A 15,759-nucleotide genomic window follows, 5' to 3' on the forward strand; every position below is an offset into this window, starting at 1 on the left:
TTCCTCGCCGCGGCTGTCTGGAGGTTTAATGCAGAAATTTGATTACATCATTATTGGCGCGGGTTCAGCGGGCAACGTACTGGCCACGCGACTGACTGAGGATGCTGACGTATCGGTACTTTTACTGGAGGCAGGCGGTAAAGATCACCGCTGGGACTTCCGTACCCAAATGCCAGCCGCTTTGGCTTATCCGCTGCAGGGAAAGCGCTATAACTGGGCGTTTGAAACCGATCCTGAGCCGAAAATGAATAACCGCCGCATGGAGTGCGGACGCGGCAAAGGGCTGGGCGGCTCGTCGCTGATCAACGGCATGTGCTACATCCGCGGCAACGCGATGGATTACGATAACTGGGCCAGCAGAAAAGGGCTGGAAAACTGGTCTTATCTGCACTGCCTGCCCTATTTCCGCAAGGCCGAGAAGCGTGATATTGGCGAGAATGATTATCACGGCGGCGATGGCTATCTCAGCGTTACCACGCCAAAAGCGGGCAACAATCCGCTGTTCCGCGCCTTTATTGATGCGGCAACTCAGGCGGGGCACCATGAAACCGACGATCTGAACGGCTACCGTCAGGACGGCTTTGGCCCGATGGATCGCACCGTTACCGCGCAGGGGCGCCGCTCCAGCACCGCCAGAGGCTATCTGGACGTGGCAAAGCAGCGCTCAAACCTGACCATTGTGACCCATGCCCAGACCGACCGCATTCTGTTCAACGGCAAAACCGCCACCGGCGTCTGCTGGCTGCGTAACGGCCAGCAGCAGCAGGCGGAAGCCACGCGCGAAGTGTTGCTCTGCGCTGGCGCTATCGGCTCGCCGCAAATCCTCCAGCGCTCCGGCGTTGGCCCGGAAGAGTGGCTGCGCGAGCTGGATATTGAGGTGGTTCACGCGCTGCCGGGCGTAGGCCGCAACTTGCAGGATCACCTGGAAGTTTATATGCAGTTCCGCTGTAAGAAGCCGGTGAGCCTTTATCCTTCGCTACAGTGGTGGAATCAGCCCGCTATCGGAGCCGAGTGGTTGTTTAACGGTACCGGCATTGGCGCCAGCAATCAGTTTGAAGCAGGCGGCTTTATCCGCAGCGATGATCAGCCTGACTGGCCTGATTTACAGTACCACTTTCTGCCGGTGGCCATTAACTACAACGGCAGCAGCCCGGTGAAGGAGCACGGTTTCCAGGCCCACGTTGGGCCGATGCGCTCAATGAGCCGTGGCCGCGTGAAGCTGACCTCAAAGCATCCTTATGCCGCGCCGTCGATCTTCTTTAACTACATGTCGGAACCGCGTGACTGGGAAGAGTTCCGCAATGCCGTACGCCTGACGCGAGAGATCATGCGCCAGCCTGCGCTGGCAGAGTACTGCGGCGAAGAGATCCAGCCGGGAGCGCAGGTGCAGAGCGATGCCAATATCGATGCCTTTATCCGTGAGCACGCCGAAACCGCCTATCATCCCTGCGGCAGCTGCGCGATGGGCAATGACGAGATGGCGGTGGTCGACGCAGAAGGGCGCGTTCACGGTATGCAGAACCTGCGCGTGGTGGATGCTTCCATTATGCCGCAGATCACCACGGGGAACCTGAATGCGCCGACGGTAATGATCGCCGAGAAAATGGCCGATCGGATTCGTGGCAAAGCGCCGCTTGCCGTTTCAACCGCCGACTATTATCAACTTAAACGCGAGAAAGCCGAAGCTGAAGCCAATTGATAGCTACGCTGACGGTTCGTCCGGGTCCAGCAGTGAAAGCTGGTCGAGGAACTGAACGGCGAAGCTTCCGGTGCCTTTAGCTCCGCCAGCTCGCTGCGCCGCTTCGGCATAAACAGCATGTGCGGCGGCTACGGAATAGAGCGGGTTGGCGCTTCCAGCGAGGAATGCCGCGCTGAGAGCGCCCAGGCTACAGCCCGCGCCCGTTACCTGCGTCAGGCGGGCATCTCCGCCCTCCACGCTGAGCGTGTTATGTCCGTCGGTGATGTAATCGATCGGGCCACTGACGGCGATCACCGTCTGGTACTTTAGCGCCTCCTGCTGGATGACCGGCAGGGCTTGTTCCGCCCCCAGCGTGGTTTCCACGCCCTGCGCTCCGCCTTCACCGCCAGCCAGCGCAACCAGCTCGGAGGCATTGCCGCGGATCGCGGTGGGTTTGTGGTCGAGCAGGTGACGGATCGCCGTATCATATTCAACTGCCCCCGCACCGACGGCGACCGGGTCCAGCACCCAGGGAACGCCTGCGCCCCGTGCGCCAATCGCGGCTTCCGCGACCTCAGCAGGAGAGTTAGACATCAGGCAGGCGGCATTAATCCATACCGCATGGGCATGGCTGCTGAACGCGCGCTGCCAGTCGAGCGCTGCGCCAATTGCCGGTCCGGCGCCCACCGCCAGCAGCACATTGGCGGACAGATTCGCCGCAATATAGTTCGTCAGGCCATAGCAGAAAGGCTTAAGGCGTTTCAGACGACGCAGCTCGTCGCGCACAATCGGGTCATTCCAGCTCAGTGTTTTCATGTTTTTTCCAGAATTGCTACGTCAGTTAAGCCCGGTGGGCCAGCGGCCGGGCGTGCCCCCGCGAAGCGTGGGCAGTGAAGGATCGTGCAGCCAGCCGTTGAGGGAGTCGTCATATAAAGTCAGTTGTTTTGCAGGGAAACCGGCGGCGACCAGCGCCAGAGCCAGTCCCGCAGCGTTGATGCCGCCGCCGCAGTACAACACCGGCTCACTGTCAGCGGTCAGCTCCAACATCTGAAAAGCGGATTCCACGCGATCTGGATCGATGCGGCCTGTGCCGTCGAGCAACGCAGGGTAAGGCAGACTGAAGCTGCCCGGAATATGGCCGCTCCGGGAATCGGAGCCTTCTTCGCCGCGGTACTGCGTCTCACGCAGCGCACAAAGCAGCGGCCGCTGGCGGTCGGGCGCACGCTTAGCCAGGGCGACAACCTGCGCGGTGCTTAACAGCGCGTGACTGTTTACCAGCGCGACCTGCGCATCGCCTGGCGCTATTTCCGCCGATGTCCCCGAAGCCAGCACGCCACCGGCTGATTGCCAGGCGTTCAGGCCCCCGTTCAGGCAGCGAACGGCTGGGAAATCAAAGACCCCCGTCAGCAGATACCAGAGCCGTGCCGCCCATGCACCGTTCAGCTGGTCATAGACCACGATGGTATCGCGCCGGTTTACGCCAGCAGCCTGCAAGGCGGCGGAGAGCGCTTCTGCGGTTGGGCAGGTAAAAGGAAACGCGCCGGACGCATGGGAAAATGCGCCGGTCAGATCGGCAAAGCGCGCCGAGGGAATGTGCTGCTGAACAAACAGCGCCAGTCCGCTGACATAGCGCGTCTGGCCCTGCGGCGTTTGCTGCCGTGCTATCGAACAGTCGAGGACGATGACCCTGGTAAGATGCTCCTCCAGCCAGTCGGCTTCGACCAGCGGTGAGTCGGGCAGCGGCAGAGCTTCGGCCATTACTGTTTCCCCCGCAGGTCGGCACGCTGACGCCAGGCATCCCGCCCGGGCCTTGCCAGGCCGAAATGCTCTCGCGCTGTCGTGCCGTGATATTCCGTTTTATGCAGGCCGCGGCGCTGCAACTCCGGCACCACCAGTTGGATAAACTCTTCGAAAGCGCCGGGCAGGTGGGTGGCCTGGATCATAAAACCATCGGCGGCGCCTTTTTCCAGCCACAGCGCCATATTATCGGCGATAGTCTGCGGCGAACCGACCATATCGCCTTCGGTGCGCGCGCCGTACCAGCGGCCTGTCTCACGGATACTCAGGTTTTCCCGGCGGGCGAACTCCAGCACCTCCTCATAATGGCCCTGCACGCCAACCTCTTCGAGGTCGGGCAGCGGGGCGTCAAGATCGTACTGCGTCAAATCGACGTTAACGTGATAGGCCAGGCGCGATAACCCCGCCAGAGGGTGTACCAGCTCAGCGAAAGCGCGGTGCTTCGCCTGGGCTTCAGCATCGGTTTCCGCCACCACCACCGTGGCAGCAGGCAGGATTCGGACCTGGGCCGGGTCGCGGCCATGGCGGGCCACGCGCTGCTTGATATCGCGATAGAAATCGATGGCGGAGGCCAGCGACGCGTGACTGCAAAAAATCACGTCCGCCCAGCGGGCCGCAAAATCACGTCCGGAGGGCGAAGCGCCAGCCTGGATCAGCAAAGGGTAGCCCTGTGGGGAACGCGGGACGCTCAGCGGACCCTGGGTTGAGACGTGCTGGCCGCTGTAATTCACCGCGCGGACTTTATCCGCATCGCCAAAGATGCCGCTGGTCCGATCCTGAATCAGCGCGTCGTCCTGCCAGCTGTCCCACAGCTGCGCGGTTGCCTGCAACACTTCTTCGGCACGGGCATAGCGTGCTTCGCGCGGGGGTAAACGTGGAGAACCAAAATTCTGCGCTTCGGCGTCCTGGAAGGAGGTCACGATATTCCAGCCCGCCCGGCCTTCGCTGAGGTGATCGAACGTGGCCAGCGTGCGGGCCAGATGCCACGGCTCGTGGTAACCGGTGGAAAGGGTAGCGGCCAGACCAAGATGCTCCGTCACGCCAGCCATAACCCCAAGAACCCCCATCGGGTCCAGACGCGGCGTGCCGGACCCCCACTCAACGGCAGGACGGAAAGAGCCGCCTAAAGAGCGGGGAACAGCCAGCGCGTCGGGGATAAAAGCCAGATCGAAACAGGCCGACTCCAGCAGGCGGGCAACGTGGCGATAGTAACTGGGGGATAAAAATGCCGGATCGGCATCAGGGTGCCGCCAGCCGGAAGTGCCCATTGGCCCGGCATTCATAAAGGCAGCAAGGTGCATAGTCTGTGGCATTCAGGTCTTTCCCGGATAAATTAAGACCTTATAGCAACCGCGCAGGCGGGCGCAAAGTCCTTTAATTGCTAAGAATATCCGCAATTTAGCTAAACAAACCGGACCACGTTTAAAGACTGATTAGCTATAAGTCATGCCTTTAAAATCTTTTCTTCTTTATTGCCGTCTCCCTACTATCGCCTCGTTATAAGAATTTCCAATAATGTCTTAAAAATAATCAGTTCATTTAATCAGCGACACAGCTGAACATGGGTAGACAGCTTTATGATCGTTCTGAAAAACGTATGCAAAACTTTTCAGGCCAGCAGCGGCCTGGTCACCGCCGTGGATGACGTCAGTCTCCAGGTCGGGCAGGGGCAGATTTACGGCATTATCGGCTACAGCGGGGCGGGGAAAAGTACCCTGATCCGCCTGCTTAACGGGCTGGAAAAGCCCACCTCGGGCAGCGTGACCCTGGCCGGACAGGATATTGCCCAGGCGAAAGGCGAGGCGCTGCGTAAGGCAAGGCTGAAAATCAGCATGGTTTTCCAGCACTTCAACCTGCTGTGGTCGCGTACCGTCAGCGAAAATATTGCCTTTTCACTGCAAATCGCCGGGGCGCCGAAAGCGGCGATCGCGGCCAGAGTGAAGGAGTTGATTGCGCTCGTTGGGCTGAATGGCAAAGAGAATGCCTGGCCGTCGCAGCTTAGCGGCGGTCAGAAGCAGCGCGTGGGGATTGCCCGTGCGCTGGCTAACAACCCGGAAGTGCTGCTATGCGATGAGGCGACGTCCGCGCTGGACCCGCAAACCACCGATGCGATCCTCGATCTGCTGCTGGATATCAACCACAAGCTGAAGCTGACTATTGTGCTGATCACCCATGAGATGCAGGTGGTGCGCAAAATCTGTCATCGCGTGGCGGTGATGGAGGACGGAAAAATTGTTGAAGAGGGCGAGGTGCTGTCGGTCTTTACCCATCCGCAGCAGCCGATTACCCGCCAGTTTGTCAAACAAACCATGGAATACAGCCGCGTGGAAGCCCCTTTTAATAAGGAGCTGATCAACCAGCAAGCCGGGACGGTACTGAAGCTGACTTTTGTTGGACAGAATACCGGGCAGCCAGTCGTTGGCGAGCTGACGCTGAAATACACGCTGCCGTTTAACATCTTGCACGGAAAAATGACCCAGACCGCCAACGGCATCTTTGGCGAACTCTGGCTACAGGTGGCCGCCAACGCTGCCCAACTGGACAACATTCTGAACGACCTGCACGGCTATGGCATCACGACTGAGGTGGTAACCCATGACTGAGACATTTTTCCCTCATCTGAAGCTGGACCAGCTGTGGGCCGCCACCGCTGAAACGCTGTATATGACCGCGCTGGCCGGCGTGGCGACCTTCGTACTGGGCATTGTGCTGGGCCTGGTGCTGTTCCTGACCGCCCGCGGCGGACTGTACCAGAATCGCACGCTGTACTCGGTGATTTCCATACTGGTGAACGTGTTTCGCTCTATTCCGTTCATCATCCTGATTGTGTTGCTGATCCCGTTCACCAAAACGCTAATTGGCACCATTCTCGGCGCCAATGCGGCGCTGCCTGCGCTGATCGTTGGCGCGGCGCCCTTTTACGCAAGGCTGGTGGAAATTGGCCTGCGTGAAGTTGATAAGGGGGTGATCGAGGCGTCGCGATCGATGGGCGCGCGTCTGAGCACGCTGATCTTCCGCGTCCTGCTGCCGGAATCTTCCCCGGCGCTGGTTTCCGGCATTACGGTGACGCTGATCGCGCTGGTCAGCTACAGCGCGATGGCTGGGGTCATCGGCGCGGGTGGCCTTGGCAACCTGGCCTACCTGGAAGGCTTCCAGCGCAACCACGGCGACGTGACGCTGGTGGCGACCTTAACCATTCTGCTGATCGTTTTTATCATCCAGTTACTGGGTGATGTCATTACTACACGGCTCGATAAACGTTAACTTTTGAGGGATTTAACCATGAAAAAAACACTGACGCTGCTGGCTGCAGCCACTCTGGGGGCGCTGAGTCTGAGCGCATGGGCAGATACGCTGACCGTCGGCGCCTCTAATGTCCCCCATGCGGAAATTCTTGAGCAGGCTAAGCCGATTCTGGCAAAGCAGGGCATCGATCTGGAAATCAAACCTTTCCAGGACTACATCCTGCCGAATACCGCGCTGGCCAGCCGTGATATTGACGCCAACTACTTCCAGCATGTGCCTTACCTGAACAGCGTGCTGAAAGATCATGACGGTGACAAATCTTATGATTTCGTTAGCGCCGGAGCGATCCACATCGAGCCGATCGGGATTTATTCTAAGAAATATAAATCGCTGAAGGATCTGCCGCAAAACGGTAAAGTGATCATGCGTGACGCGGTGGCGGAAGAAGGGCGTATCCTCTCTATCTTCGAAAAAGAGGGCGTGATTAAGCTTAAGCCAGGCGTGAGTAAAGTCGATGCGCGCATCAGCGATGTCGTCTCTAACCCGAAGCATCTGCAATTCCTCGCCAATGTTGAAGGCGCGCTGCTGCCGCAGATGTACAATAACGACGAAGGCGATGCGGTAGTGATCAACGCTAACTACGCTATCGATGCTGGCCTGAACCCGGTGAAAGATCCGATTGCGGTGGAAAGCGGCGAGAATAACCCGTACGCCAATATCATCACCGTCCATCGTGGCGACGAGAAAAAACCGGACATTGTCGCGTTGGTAAAGGTTCTGCACTCGAAGCAGATTCAGGACTGGATCCGCAACAAGTATAAAGGCGCGGTGATCCCGGTAAATAACTGAGGTGAATAAGGCTGGGAAACCAGCCTTATTCTTTGACGACGCGGGCGAATGTTCACCCAGGGCGGGCAGGGATCTGAATAAGAATTAAATGTCCATTTTAGCCGTATACTCACACAGATCTTCGATCAGACAGGCACCGCAGCGGGGTTTGCGCGCTACGCAGGTATAGCGGCCGTGCAGAATAAGCCAGTGGTGGCAGTCGACCTTAAATTCTTTGGGTACCACCTTTAGCAGCTTTTCTTCCACCTGCTCGACATTCTTTCCCGGCGCAAAGTTAGTGCGGTTACAGACGCGGAAAATGTGAGTGTCGACAGCAATCGTTGGCCAGCCAAAGGCTGTGTTCAGCACCACGTTGGCGGTTTTGCGGCCAACGCCGGGCAGCGCTTCAAGCGCCGCACGATCTTCCGGTACTTCCCCCTGATGCTGCTCCAGCAAAATGCGGCAGGTTTTAATCACGTTTTCCGCCTTGGTGTTAAACAGGCCGATGGTCTTGATGTACTCTTTTACGCCGTCAACGCCCAGCGCCAGCATCGCCGCTGGCGTGTTGGCGACGGGATAAAGCCTGGCGGTGGCTTTGTTGACGCTGACGTCGGTTGCCTGCGCGGAGAGCAGGACGGCGATCAGCAGCTCAAAAGGGGAGGTAAAAACCAGTTCCGTGGTGGGATGCGGATCGTTATCCCGCAGCCGGACTAAAATTTGCTGACGTTTATCCTTATTCACAGCGCACTCGCTTTTCCTTCCGGCAGGGTTTTCGCTTGCTGTTCGGCTTTGAGGGCCGCACGAGCCTTCATTTTGTTATCAATAAGGTATTTGGCCGCCAGCAGCATTCCCAGGCCGATAAACGCGCCAGGAGGCAGCATCGCCAGCAGCATCGGCGAGTCAAAATGCACGACCTGAATGCGCAGCACTTTTGCCCATGGCCCCAACAGCTGATCGGCGCCGTTGAAGATGGTGCCGTTGCCGATAATTTCGCGCAGCGATCCGAGCAGCACCATCACGCTGGTGGCACCTATGCCAATCGCAAATCCATCCAGCGCCGAGAGCGGCACGCTACTTTTTGAGGCGACGGCCTCAGCGCGTCCCACCACGATGCAGTTGGTGACGATCAGCGGAATAAAAATCCCTAACGACTGATACAGCCCGTAGGCGTAGGCGTTGATCAACATTTGCACGCAGCTTACCACTGCGGCAATGATCATCACGTAAATCGGGATGCGGATATCGGCAGGGGCCCAGCGCCGGGAGGCGGAAATTGCGCTGTTGGTACAGGTCAGCACCAGCGTCGTCGCCAGCCCAAGGCCGAGGGCGTTAGTGGCGGTAGAGGTTACCGCCAGCAGCGGACAGAGTCCCAGCAGCTGAACCAGCGCGGAGTTGTGTTTCCACAGGCCGCCGATCAGCAGGTCTTTTGCTTCACTCATTGGAGTCTCCACAGGGTGACAGCGAGGCTAGCTGCCCCGGCAACGTTTCAATATACAGCGTGGCGCGTTTTGAGGCATTCACTACCGCTCTTGGCGTAATGGTCGCGCCGGTGAACTGGTCAAAGTTGCCGCCGTCTTTCTTCACCGCAAACTGCGCGTCGTCTTTGCCTTTCAGCCGTACGCCGTTAAAGCTGTTAATCCAGTCCGAAATGCGTAGCTCAATTTTATCGCCAAGGCCCGGCGTTTCATGATGCTCCACCACGCGAACGCCCAGCACTTTGCCGGAGAAATCCGCGCCGACGATCATTTTGATAGCCCCAGAATAGCCGTCCGGGGCCGTAGCCTCAACCGCTGCCGCGACCGGATTATTATCCTTACGCGCCAGATAGAGGTGCTGCGGGCCGCTGCCGAGCATCGGGTCGCTGACCAGGTAGCATTCCTGCTGGATGTGGTTATTGTACAGTTCGGGCGGAACCACCTGATCCAGCTGGATTTTTTGCTGCAACGCCGTCTGATGTTCGATGGTCGGCTTGGTTACGGCGTTAATGACCGCCGTGACGCCGGTGGTCACGGCGGCAAACAGCGCCAGCGTCACGCCGTTTTTGCGAATGGCATCCAGCATCACTTCTCCTTCCTGTGGCCGTAAACGCGCGGCTGCGTGTAGTAATCAATCAGCGGCACGGTGATGTTGGCCAGCAGCACGGCAAACGCGACGCCGTCCGGGTAGCCGCCAAAGCTGCGGATCAGCCATACCAGCAGGCCGATCAGCACGCCGTACAGCAGGCGTCCTTTATTGGTGGTGGAAGCGGTAACCGGATCGGTAGTGATAAAGAATGCACCGAGCATGGTTGCGCCGGAGAACAGATGCACCATCGGTGAAACCAGGCTTTCTGGCGAGAAAAACCAGCCAAGGCTGGAAAACAGCGCCAGCGACAGCAGGAAGCTGACCGGGATATGCCAGCGAATGCTGTTGGTAAACAGCAGGAACAGGCCGCCGATCAGATAGCCGACGTTGACCCACTGCCAGCCGAGTCCTGCAATGACGCCGCCGTAAATTGGCTGGGCCAGCAGCTGATCCGCGCTGTGTCCGGCTCGCAGCCCGGTTTTAAAGGTATCTAACGGTGTCGCCTGGCTCACGCCGTCCACGCCAATCTGTAGCTGCTGCATCGTCTGCCCGCTCAGGGTATGCCCATGAAAAATCATGCTCAGCGTATCCATAAAGCCTGGCGTCACTGCCTGCAAACTATCCGGCGGCAGCCAGCTGGTCATCTGCACCGGGAAGGAAATCAGCAGCACCACGTAACCGACCATTGCCGGGTTGAACGGGTTCTGGCCTAAACCGCCATAGAGTTGTTTGGAGATGACGATGGCAAACACCGTGCCGATAACAATCACCCACCAGGGCGCCAGCGGAGGAATACTGATCCCCAGCAGTAGCGCAGTAAGCAGGGCCGAGTTATCGCCGAGCGTTTGTACCAGCGGCATTTTGCGCAGTCTGAGAATGGCCGCTTCCGCGCCCATGCCTGCCACGGCCGCAATCAGCACCTGAATCAGGGCGCCCCAGCCGAAGAAATAGCACTGGGCGGCGAGGCCAGGAATAGCGGCAGCCAACACCAGTAGCATAATGGTACTGGTGCTGCGGCGATTGTGCGTGTAGGGCGAACTAGCGATACGAAAAGCCATTTAATCCTCTTGACTGGAATGCTGCGCCTTACGCGCTTTGACGCGAGCGATGGCCGCCGCCACTGCCGCTTTGCGAGGGTCATCAGAACAATCAGACGCCCCTGCGGAATGCGTTGCTGATGTGGCGACCGGCGCGGCTTCCGCTTGTGCGGCCACGGCCCCAGCGGCCTGCGCAGCCTTCTTCGCTTTCGCACGGGCTATCGCCGCTTCCACGGCCGCCTTGCGCGGATCGACAGGCGCTTCCGGCTCGGCCTGTGCTTCAGCTGCGTCCGCTTTCACTGATTCGGCCTCAGCCGCCTGCGCCGCCTTCTTCGCTTTCGCACGGGCTATCGCCGCTTCCACGGCCGCCTTGCGCGGATCGACAGGCGCTTCCGGCTCGGCCTGCGCTTCAGCCGCGTCCGCTTTCACTGATTCGGCCTCAGCCGCCTGCGCGGCCTTCTTCGCTTTCGCACGGGCTATCGCCGCTTCCACGGCCGCCTTGCGCGGATCGACAGGCGCTTCCGGCTCGGCCTGCGCTTCAGCCGCGTCCGTCTTCGCTGGTTCGGCCTCAGCGGCCGCGGCCTTCTTCGCTTTCGCGCGGGCTATCGCCGCTTCCACGGCTGCCTTGCGCGGATCGCTGGCCTGGCGGGTAGCTGGTTCAGTCTCAGACTGTTTTTCAGCCCCCTGGGCCAGCGCCTGAGCATGTCTTGCCGCGCGCTGTGCGATCTGGGCTGGCCCCTCCGCTTCGGCTTCGGCGGCCTGCTGCGCCTCCGCCAGCTTTTTCGCCTTCACGCGAGCCAGCGCCGCGTCGATTTCACTCTGCTCTCCGGCGGTGGCAGGGCGCTTAGCCTGCTGATGACGCGCTTCACGCGCCAGCTTCTCACGCTCCAGCCTTTCCTGGCGCGCTTCAAAGCGCGCCTTGGCCTGCGCCGTTCGCTCGGCTTCCAGGTCGATAGCGCGGATCTCAGCCTTCTCCTGGCGGTAATACTGTACCAGCGGAATATTGCTTGGGCAGACGTACGCGCAGGCGCCGCACTCAATGCAGTCGGCAATATTATGCACGCGCGCCTTATCGTGATCGCCGCCGCGGCTGTACCAGTAAAGCTGCTGCGGCAGCAGGGCCGCCGGGCAGGCATCGGCGCAGGCGCTACAGCGAATGCAGGATTTCTCCTCTTCGTTGTCGCCCATTTCGCTGGCGGACGGCGCCAGAATGCAGTTGGTGATTTTGACTACCGGCACGTCCAGAGTCGGCAGCGTGAAGCCCATCAGCGGGCCGCCCATCACCACCATCTGTCCGGAGGCCGGGGTAAAATCGGCGTGGTGCAGCAGATGGCTGATGGGGGTGCCAAGGCGTCCCCAGACGTTGCCCGGCTGACCCACCGACTCACCGGTTAGTGTAACCACGCGTTCGGTCAGCGGCTCGCCGTCTGCGATCGCGCGCTTCACCGCGAAAGCCGTACCGACGTTCTGCATCAGCACGCCAATATCCGTCGAGCGCCCGCCGTGAGGCACCTCAAGACCGGTCAGAATTTTGGTGAGCTGCTTGGCGCCACCCGAAGGGTATTTGGTGGGGATCACGCGGATCTGCAGATCCTTCGCGGCGCCCAGCGCTTTTTTCAGCGCGGCAATCGCCTCAGGCTTGTTATCCTCAATGCCGATCAGCACGCGTTCCGATTGCAGCAGCCAGGCAAGGATTCGGCTGCCTTCAATCACCTCGTCAGCGCAGTCCTGCATCAGGCGATCGTCAGCGGTAATGTAGGGTTCGCATTCGGCCGCGTTGATAATCAGCGTGTTGACGCCGCGCAGGCCGCCTTTCAGCTTGGTGGCGGTAGGGAAGCCTGCGCCGCCCAGCCCGGCCACGCCCGCCTGATGAATCAGGTTGATCATCTCGCTGCGATCCTGCTGGCGATAGTCGGCAACGGGATGGCGTTCACACCAGCGGTCTTCGCCGTCGGGGGTGATAAAAATACACATCTCGGCCAGCGCGGAAGGGTGCGCCGTCATATGCGGACCAATCGCTTCCACCGTGCCGGAGGTGGGCGCATGCACTGGCAGCATCCGGCCGCGGCCGAAGGTGAGCGGCTGGCCGCGCAGCACTTTATCGCCGGGGCTGACCAGCAGCTCGCCCTCATGGCCGATATGCTGCTTGATCGGAATAATAAACCGGGCGGGGAGCGGCAGCTGACGCAGCGGTGTGCCGCTGGACTGGGTTTTCATTTCGGGAGGGTGTATTCCCCCTTCGAAATCCCAGAGCGAGTCTTTTTTCAGGAATTTAAACAGGTTACGCATGACGTTCCACAGGAATGATCCTGACCGGGATAGTTTGCAAATCCCACTTCCAGTTAGCCGTGGTGGTGGCGACCGGGCGCATCTCAATGCAGTCAGTCGGGCAGGGGGCAACGCACAGGTCGCAGCCGGTACAGACGTCGCTAAGTACGGTATGCATCGCACGGGTTGCGCCGACGATGGCGTCTACCGGGCAGGCTTGAATACATTTGGTACAGCCGATGCAGTTCTCTTCGTCGATCCAGGCGACTTTGCGCTCCGGCTCCAGTACCGCTTCATCACCCAGCGGCTGGGGATCGACATTAAGCAGCGCGGCCAGCTTCAGCATGGTCTGCTCGCCGCCGGGGGCGCACTTGTTAATCATTTCACCGTTGTTGCCGACCGCATCCGCATAGGGACGGCAGCCCGGATAGCCGCACTGACCGCACTGGCTCTGCGGCAGGATCGCATCGATCTGCTCAACAATGGGATCTTCTTCTACTTCAAAACGCCGCGAGGCGTAGCCCAGCAGCCCGCCAAAAACCAGCCCCAGCACGCTCAATACCGCAATAGCAATCCACACCGCCGTCATCAGAATTTCACCAGACCACTGAAGCCCATAAACGCCAGCGCCATCAGACCGGCAGTCACCAGCGCAATAGAGGACCCCTTAAACGGAGCCGGGACTTCAGCCAGCACCAGACGCTCGCGGATCCCGGCGAACAGCACCATCACCAGAGAAAAACCGAGCGAGCCGCTAAAGCCGAACAGCGCCGCCTGCAGGAAAGTGTGATTCAGGTTGACGCTCAGCAAAGGCACGCCGAGCACCGCACAGTTAGTGGTAATCAGCGGCAGGAAAATCCCCAGCAGGCGATAGAGATCGGGGCTGGTTTTACGCACGACCATTTCGGTGAACTGCACGACCACCGCGATCACCAGGATATAAGCCATGGTGCGCAGATAAACCAGATCCAGCGGCAGCAAAATCAGGTGGTTCACCAGCCAGGCGCAAATTGAGGCAAGGGTGATAACAAAGGTGGTGGCGAGACCCATGCCGATCGCCGTTTCCAGTTTTTTGGAAACGCCCATAAAGGGACAAAGGCCGAGAAACTTCACCAGCACAAAATTGTTCACCAGCACTGTGCCAATAAAAAGAAGCAAGTAATCGGTCATGTTTACGCCTGAGAAAATGAAAGCCGCCTATTATCGGACATTGGCGGCGCTATCACAACATGCGAACCGTAGGGATATTCCCACAGCGCACTGAGGATTAAAAAATTGCTGCTTTTTTGAGCATAGCCTTCCATTTTGTTCACTTCCACCCGCGCTGTTGAACATATGAACAACACAATAACATTTAAACATCCTTTATCACCCCTTTTGGCCAATTTTTTGTGATCTCTTTCACCGTAACGTGGCTTTAAGGCGGATATCTTGTTTTGGTTATGTTTCATTTGTTAATCAAGTGATCATATGTGCAGTTTGCGGTGCGTACCACCGCTCCCACTATGGCAAGCCTTACCGCCTGAGCCGTTAGCAGGCCTGCAAAATGACAACCAGAATAAATAACAGCGGAGTCAATAATGTCCCTGACCCTGAATAACCAGAAGTCTGGATTAGAAAAATACTATACGGTTTACTTGATCGTGATCGCCTGCGTCGGCTGGTCGCTGGCCTCTTACGACGTCAATCTGCTGGTGCTGGCGCTGCCTGAAATGTCGAAAGAGTTCGCCATTTCAGAGCAAATGCTCGGCGTGCTCGGCTTCTTTGTTTATGGTTCGCAGTTCTTTATCACTCTGCTGGTGGGCTACAGCATGGATAAAGTAGGGCGCAAAGCCCTGTGGATGATTTGCCTCTGCGGCACCGCGCTGTTCACCGGGGCCACCTATTTTGTCGATAACTTCTGGCAGCTGGTGCTGGTTCGGGCGCTGGCTTCCGGGCTGGCCTACTCCGAGCTGGCGGTTTCCATCACCCTGGTTAACGAACAGCTGCCGTCAAAAAATCGCGGACTGCTGTACTCCATCGTTCAGGGCGGCTGGCCGCTTGGCGTGTTTTTCGCCTCGGCGGTGTATATGGCGTTTGGCCACTTTGGCTGGCGGGTGGTTTTCCTGCTGGGCACCATTCCGATTGCGGTTGTGATTATCGGGCGCATTTTTATTAAGGAATCGGACCGCTTTGAAGAGCATAAGCAGGCGCGGGGAGAAGAGAAGGTCAATCCAGTGCGGCTGCTGTTTGCCACTCCGGCGCTGAGAAAGCGGCTGTTCACCATGTCGGTGTGCTGGGTCTCCTACGGCATCAGCTACGTCGCCAGCAATTTTTATATCACCTGGTGGCTGACGCAGCGTAAAGGGTTTACCGGCACGGAGGCCAGCGAGCTGATGCTTTATTGCGGCTTTATCGGCTTCTTCTTCTATATCATCGGCGGCTGGCTGGGCGAGCGGTTTGGCCGGAAAAGAGTGATCGCCATGGCCGCCATGTCGGTGGCGCCGTTGTGTCTGCTGCTGCTGGTTTCCGACAGTTACTGGCTGGTTGTGGCGCTCTATTTCCTGATCTTCCAGGTGACTAACGGCATCTGGGCCTCTGCTGGCTATGTCTATCAGAGCGAAAGCTTTCCCACCAACGTGCGCGGGACGGCGATTGGCTTCCTCTCTTCAATGATGGTGCTGGGTTTTGTGCTGGGCAGCCTGCTGTGGACGCTCGCTTCCTCGCTGCACAGCACCTCCGCAACCTGGATCATCGTGGCCGTCGTAGGCTCGCTGGGAATGTGGTTCACCCTGTTCCTGAAGGACATCAGGCCGGGTCAGGATATTGACGCCGAATTCAGAAACCAGCTGGGATAAAACC

General features: G+C 58.8%; 16 protein-coding genes. 5 read left to right on the top strand and 11 right to left on the bottom strand.

The genetic code is table 11. The features are described 5' to 3' along the window. Nucleotides 1–28 precede the first annotated feature (28 nt). Nucleotides 29–1,699 (top strand): choline dehydrogenase, encoded by a 1,671-nt coding sequence (gene betA / locus NG99_RS16370; RefSeq protein WP_034895246.1) that lies wholly within the window; start codon nt 29–31, stop codon nt 1,697–1,699. A 3-nt stretch (nt 1,700–1,702) separates the two neighbouring features. Here the strand turns inward: betA and NG99_RS16375 are convergent, their stop codons facing one another. Genes NG99_RS16375 through NG99_RS16385 form a run of 3 tightly spaced genes read right to left on the bottom strand, consistent with a single transcriptional unit; the run spans nt 1,703 to nt 4,788 of the window. Next, the gene (locus NG99_RS16375; protein WP_034895248.1) at nt 1,703–2,494 is read right to left on the bottom strand and encodes a hydroxyethylthiazole kinase; all 792 of its coding nucleotides are present in this window, start codon (nt 2,492–2,494) and stop codon (nt 1,703–1,705) included. A gap of 21 nt (nt 2,495–2,515) precedes the next feature. Beyond that, nucleotides 2,516–3,436, bottom strand: coding sequence for a sulfurtransferase (locus tag NG99_RS16380; RefSeq protein ID WP_034895250.1), 921 nt, complete (start codon nt 3,434–3,436; stop codon nt 2,516–2,518). Further along, nucleotides 3,436–4,788 carry an LLM class flavin-dependent oxidoreductase gene (locus tag NG99_RS16385; protein WP_034895251.1) on the bottom strand — a complete coding sequence of 451 codons (1,353 nt, stop codon included), beginning with the start codon at nt 4,786–4,788 and terminating at the stop codon, nt 3,436–3,438. The genes NG99_RS16380 and NG99_RS16385 overlap by 1 nt, the downstream gene beginning before the upstream one ends. Before the next feature lie 264 nt (nt 4,789–5,052). Here NG99_RS16385 and NG99_RS16390 point away from each other — a divergent pair, with 264 nt between their 5' ends. From NG99_RS16390 to NG99_RS16400, 3 genes are read left to right on the top strand one after another with little or no spacing between them, the layout of a single operon-like run. Beyond that, nucleotides 5,053–6,078, top strand: coding sequence for a methionine ABC transporter ATP-binding protein (locus tag NG99_RS16390; protein WP_034895253.1), 1,026 nt, complete (start codon nt 5,053–5,055; stop codon nt 6,076–6,078). Next, nucleotides 6,071–6,739 (top strand): methionine ABC transporter permease, encoded by a 669-nt coding sequence (locus tag NG99_RS16395; protein ID WP_034895255.1) that lies wholly within the window; start codon nt 6,071–6,073, stop codon nt 6,737–6,739. Before NG99_RS16390 ends, NG99_RS16395 begins: the two co-directional genes overlap by 8 nt. A gap of 18 nt (nt 6,740–6,757) precedes the next feature. Beyond that, complete coding sequence (locus NG99_RS16400; protein ID WP_034895257.1) at nt 6,758–7,570, top strand: MetQ/NlpA family ABC transporter substrate-binding protein; 813 nt, start codon at nt 6,758–6,760, stop codon at nt 7,568–7,570. A gap of 84 nt (nt 7,571–7,654) precedes the next feature. Here the strand turns inward: NG99_RS16400 and nth are convergent, their stop codons facing one another. The 8 genes from nth to NG99_RS29305 are packed head-to-tail and all read right to left on the bottom strand — an operon-like array spanning nt 7,655 to nt 14,369. Further along, a complete protein-coding gene (gene nth, locus NG99_RS16405; protein WP_034895259.1) occupies nt 7,655–8,290 on the bottom strand; it encodes an endonuclease III in 636 nt (211 codons plus the stop codon). Then, nucleotides 8,287–8,988 (bottom strand): electron transport complex subunit E, encoded by a 702-nt coding sequence (locus tag NG99_RS16410; RefSeq protein WP_034895260.1) that lies wholly within the window; start codon nt 8,986–8,988, stop codon nt 8,287–8,289. Before NG99_RS16410 ends, nth begins: the two co-directional genes overlap by 4 nt. After that, nucleotides 8,981–9,610, bottom strand: coding sequence for an electron transport complex subunit RsxG (rsxG, locus tag NG99_RS16415; protein WP_034895262.1), 630 nt, complete (start codon nt 9,608–9,610; stop codon nt 8,981–8,983). Before rsxG ends, NG99_RS16410 begins: the two co-directional genes overlap by 8 nt. Further along, complete coding sequence (gene rsxD / locus NG99_RS16420) at nt 9,610–10,671, bottom strand: electron transport complex subunit RsxD (RefSeq protein WP_034895264.1); 1,062 nt, start codon at nt 10,669–10,671, stop codon at nt 9,610–9,612. Before rsxD ends, rsxG begins: the two co-directional genes overlap by 1 nt. After that, on the bottom strand, nt 10,672–12,939 hold the full coding sequence (gene rsxC / locus NG99_RS16425) for an electron transport complex subunit RsxC (protein WP_034895266.1): 2,268 nt from the start codon (nt 12,937–12,939) through the stop codon (nt 10,672–10,674). After that, nucleotides 12,932–13,507 carry an electron transport complex subunit RsxB gene (gene rsxB, locus NG99_RS16430; protein WP_034895268.1) on the bottom strand — a complete coding sequence of 192 codons (576 nt, stop codon included), beginning with the start codon at nt 13,505–13,507 and terminating at the stop codon, nt 12,932–12,934. The genes rsxC and rsxB overlap by 8 nt, the downstream gene beginning before the upstream one ends. Then, the gene (gene rsxA / locus NG99_RS16435; RefSeq protein ID WP_034895270.1) at nt 13,507–14,088 is read right to left on the bottom strand and encodes an electron transport complex subunit RsxA; all 582 of its coding nucleotides are present in this window, start codon (nt 14,086–14,088) and stop codon (nt 13,507–13,509) included. The genes rsxB and rsxA overlap by 1 nt, the downstream gene beginning before the upstream one ends. Before the next feature lie 2 nt (nt 14,089–14,090). Continuing rightward, nucleotides 14,091–14,369: a hypothetical protein gene (locus NG99_RS29305; protein WP_157032639.1), complete on the bottom strand. Its 279-nt coding sequence runs from the start codon at nt 14,367–14,369 to the stop codon at nt 14,091–14,093. Between the two features lie 129 nt (nt 14,370–14,498). Between NG99_RS29305 and NG99_RS27645 the strand changes: the two genes are divergently transcribed. Beyond that, nucleotides 14,499–15,755: an MFS transporter gene (locus NG99_RS27645; RefSeq protein ID WP_052130746.1), complete on the top strand. Its 1,257-nt coding sequence runs from the start codon at nt 14,499–14,501 to the stop codon at nt 15,753–15,755. Nucleotides 15,756–15,759: the final 4 nt, after the last annotated feature.

Origin of the sequence: Erwinia typographi (assembly GCF_000773975.1) — a bacterium.
GTDB classification, from domain to species: Bacteria; Pseudomonadota; Gammaproteobacteria; order Enterobacterales; family Enterobacteriaceae; genus Erwinia; species Erwinia typographi.

Excerpts from the sequence above, each read along its gene's own strand:
- rsxA (WP_034895270.1), bottom strand. The coding sequence starts at position 14,088 with ATGACCGATTACTTGCTTCTTTTTATTGGCACAGTGCTGGTGAACAAT.
- rsxB (WP_034895268.1), bottom strand. The coding sequence starts at position 13,507 with ATGACGGCGGTGTGGATTGCTATTGCGGTATTGAGCGTGCTGGGGCTG.
- NG99_RS27645 (WP_052130746.1), top strand. The coding sequence starts at position 14,499 with ATGTCCCTGACCCTGAATAACCAGAAGTCTGGATTAGAAAAATACTAT.
- rsxD (WP_034895264.1), bottom strand. The coding sequence starts at position 10,671 with ATGGCTTTTCGTATCGCTAGTTCGCCCTACACGCACAATCGCCGCAGC.
- NG99_RS16375 (WP_034895248.1), bottom strand. The coding sequence starts at position 2,494 with ATGAAAACACTGAGCTGGAATGACCCGATTGTGCGCGACGAGCTGCGT.
- NG99_RS16380 (WP_034895250.1), bottom strand. The coding sequence starts at position 3,436 with ATGGCCGAAGCTCTGCCGCTGCCCGACTCACCGCTGGTCGAAGCCGAC.
- NG99_RS16390 (WP_034895253.1), top strand. The coding sequence starts at position 5,053 with ATGATCGTTCTGAAAAACGTATGCAAAACTTTTCAGGCCAGCAGCGGC.
- NG99_RS16410 (WP_034895260.1), bottom strand. The coding sequence starts at position 8,988 with ATGAGTGAAGCAAAAGACCTGCTGATCGGCGGCCTGTGGAAACACAAC.
- NG99_RS29305 (WP_157032639.1), bottom strand. The coding sequence starts at position 14,369 with ATGAAACATAACCAAAACAAGATATCCGCCTTAAAGCCACGTTACGGT.
- NG99_RS16395 (WP_034895255.1), top strand. The coding sequence starts at position 6,071 with ATGACTGAGACATTTTTCCCTCATCTGAAGCTGGACCAGCTGTGGGCC.
- NG99_RS16400 (WP_034895257.1), top strand. The coding sequence starts at position 6,758 with ATGAAAAAAACACTGACGCTGCTGGCTGCAGCCACTCTGGGGGCGCTG.
- rsxG (WP_034895262.1), bottom strand. The coding sequence starts at position 9,610 with ATGCTGGATGCCATTCGCAAAAACGGCGTGACGCTGGCGCTGTTTGCC.
- betA (WP_034895246.1), top strand. The coding sequence starts at position 29 with ATGCAGAAATTTGATTACATCATTATTGGCGCGGGTTCAGCGGGCAAC.
- rsxC (WP_034895266.1), bottom strand. The coding sequence starts at position 12,939 with ATGCGTAACCTGTTTAAATTCCTGAAAAAAGACTCGCTCTGGGATTTC.
- NG99_RS16385 (WP_034895251.1), bottom strand. The coding sequence starts at position 4,788 with ATGCCACAGACTATGCACCTTGCTGCCTTTATGAATGCCGGGCCAATG.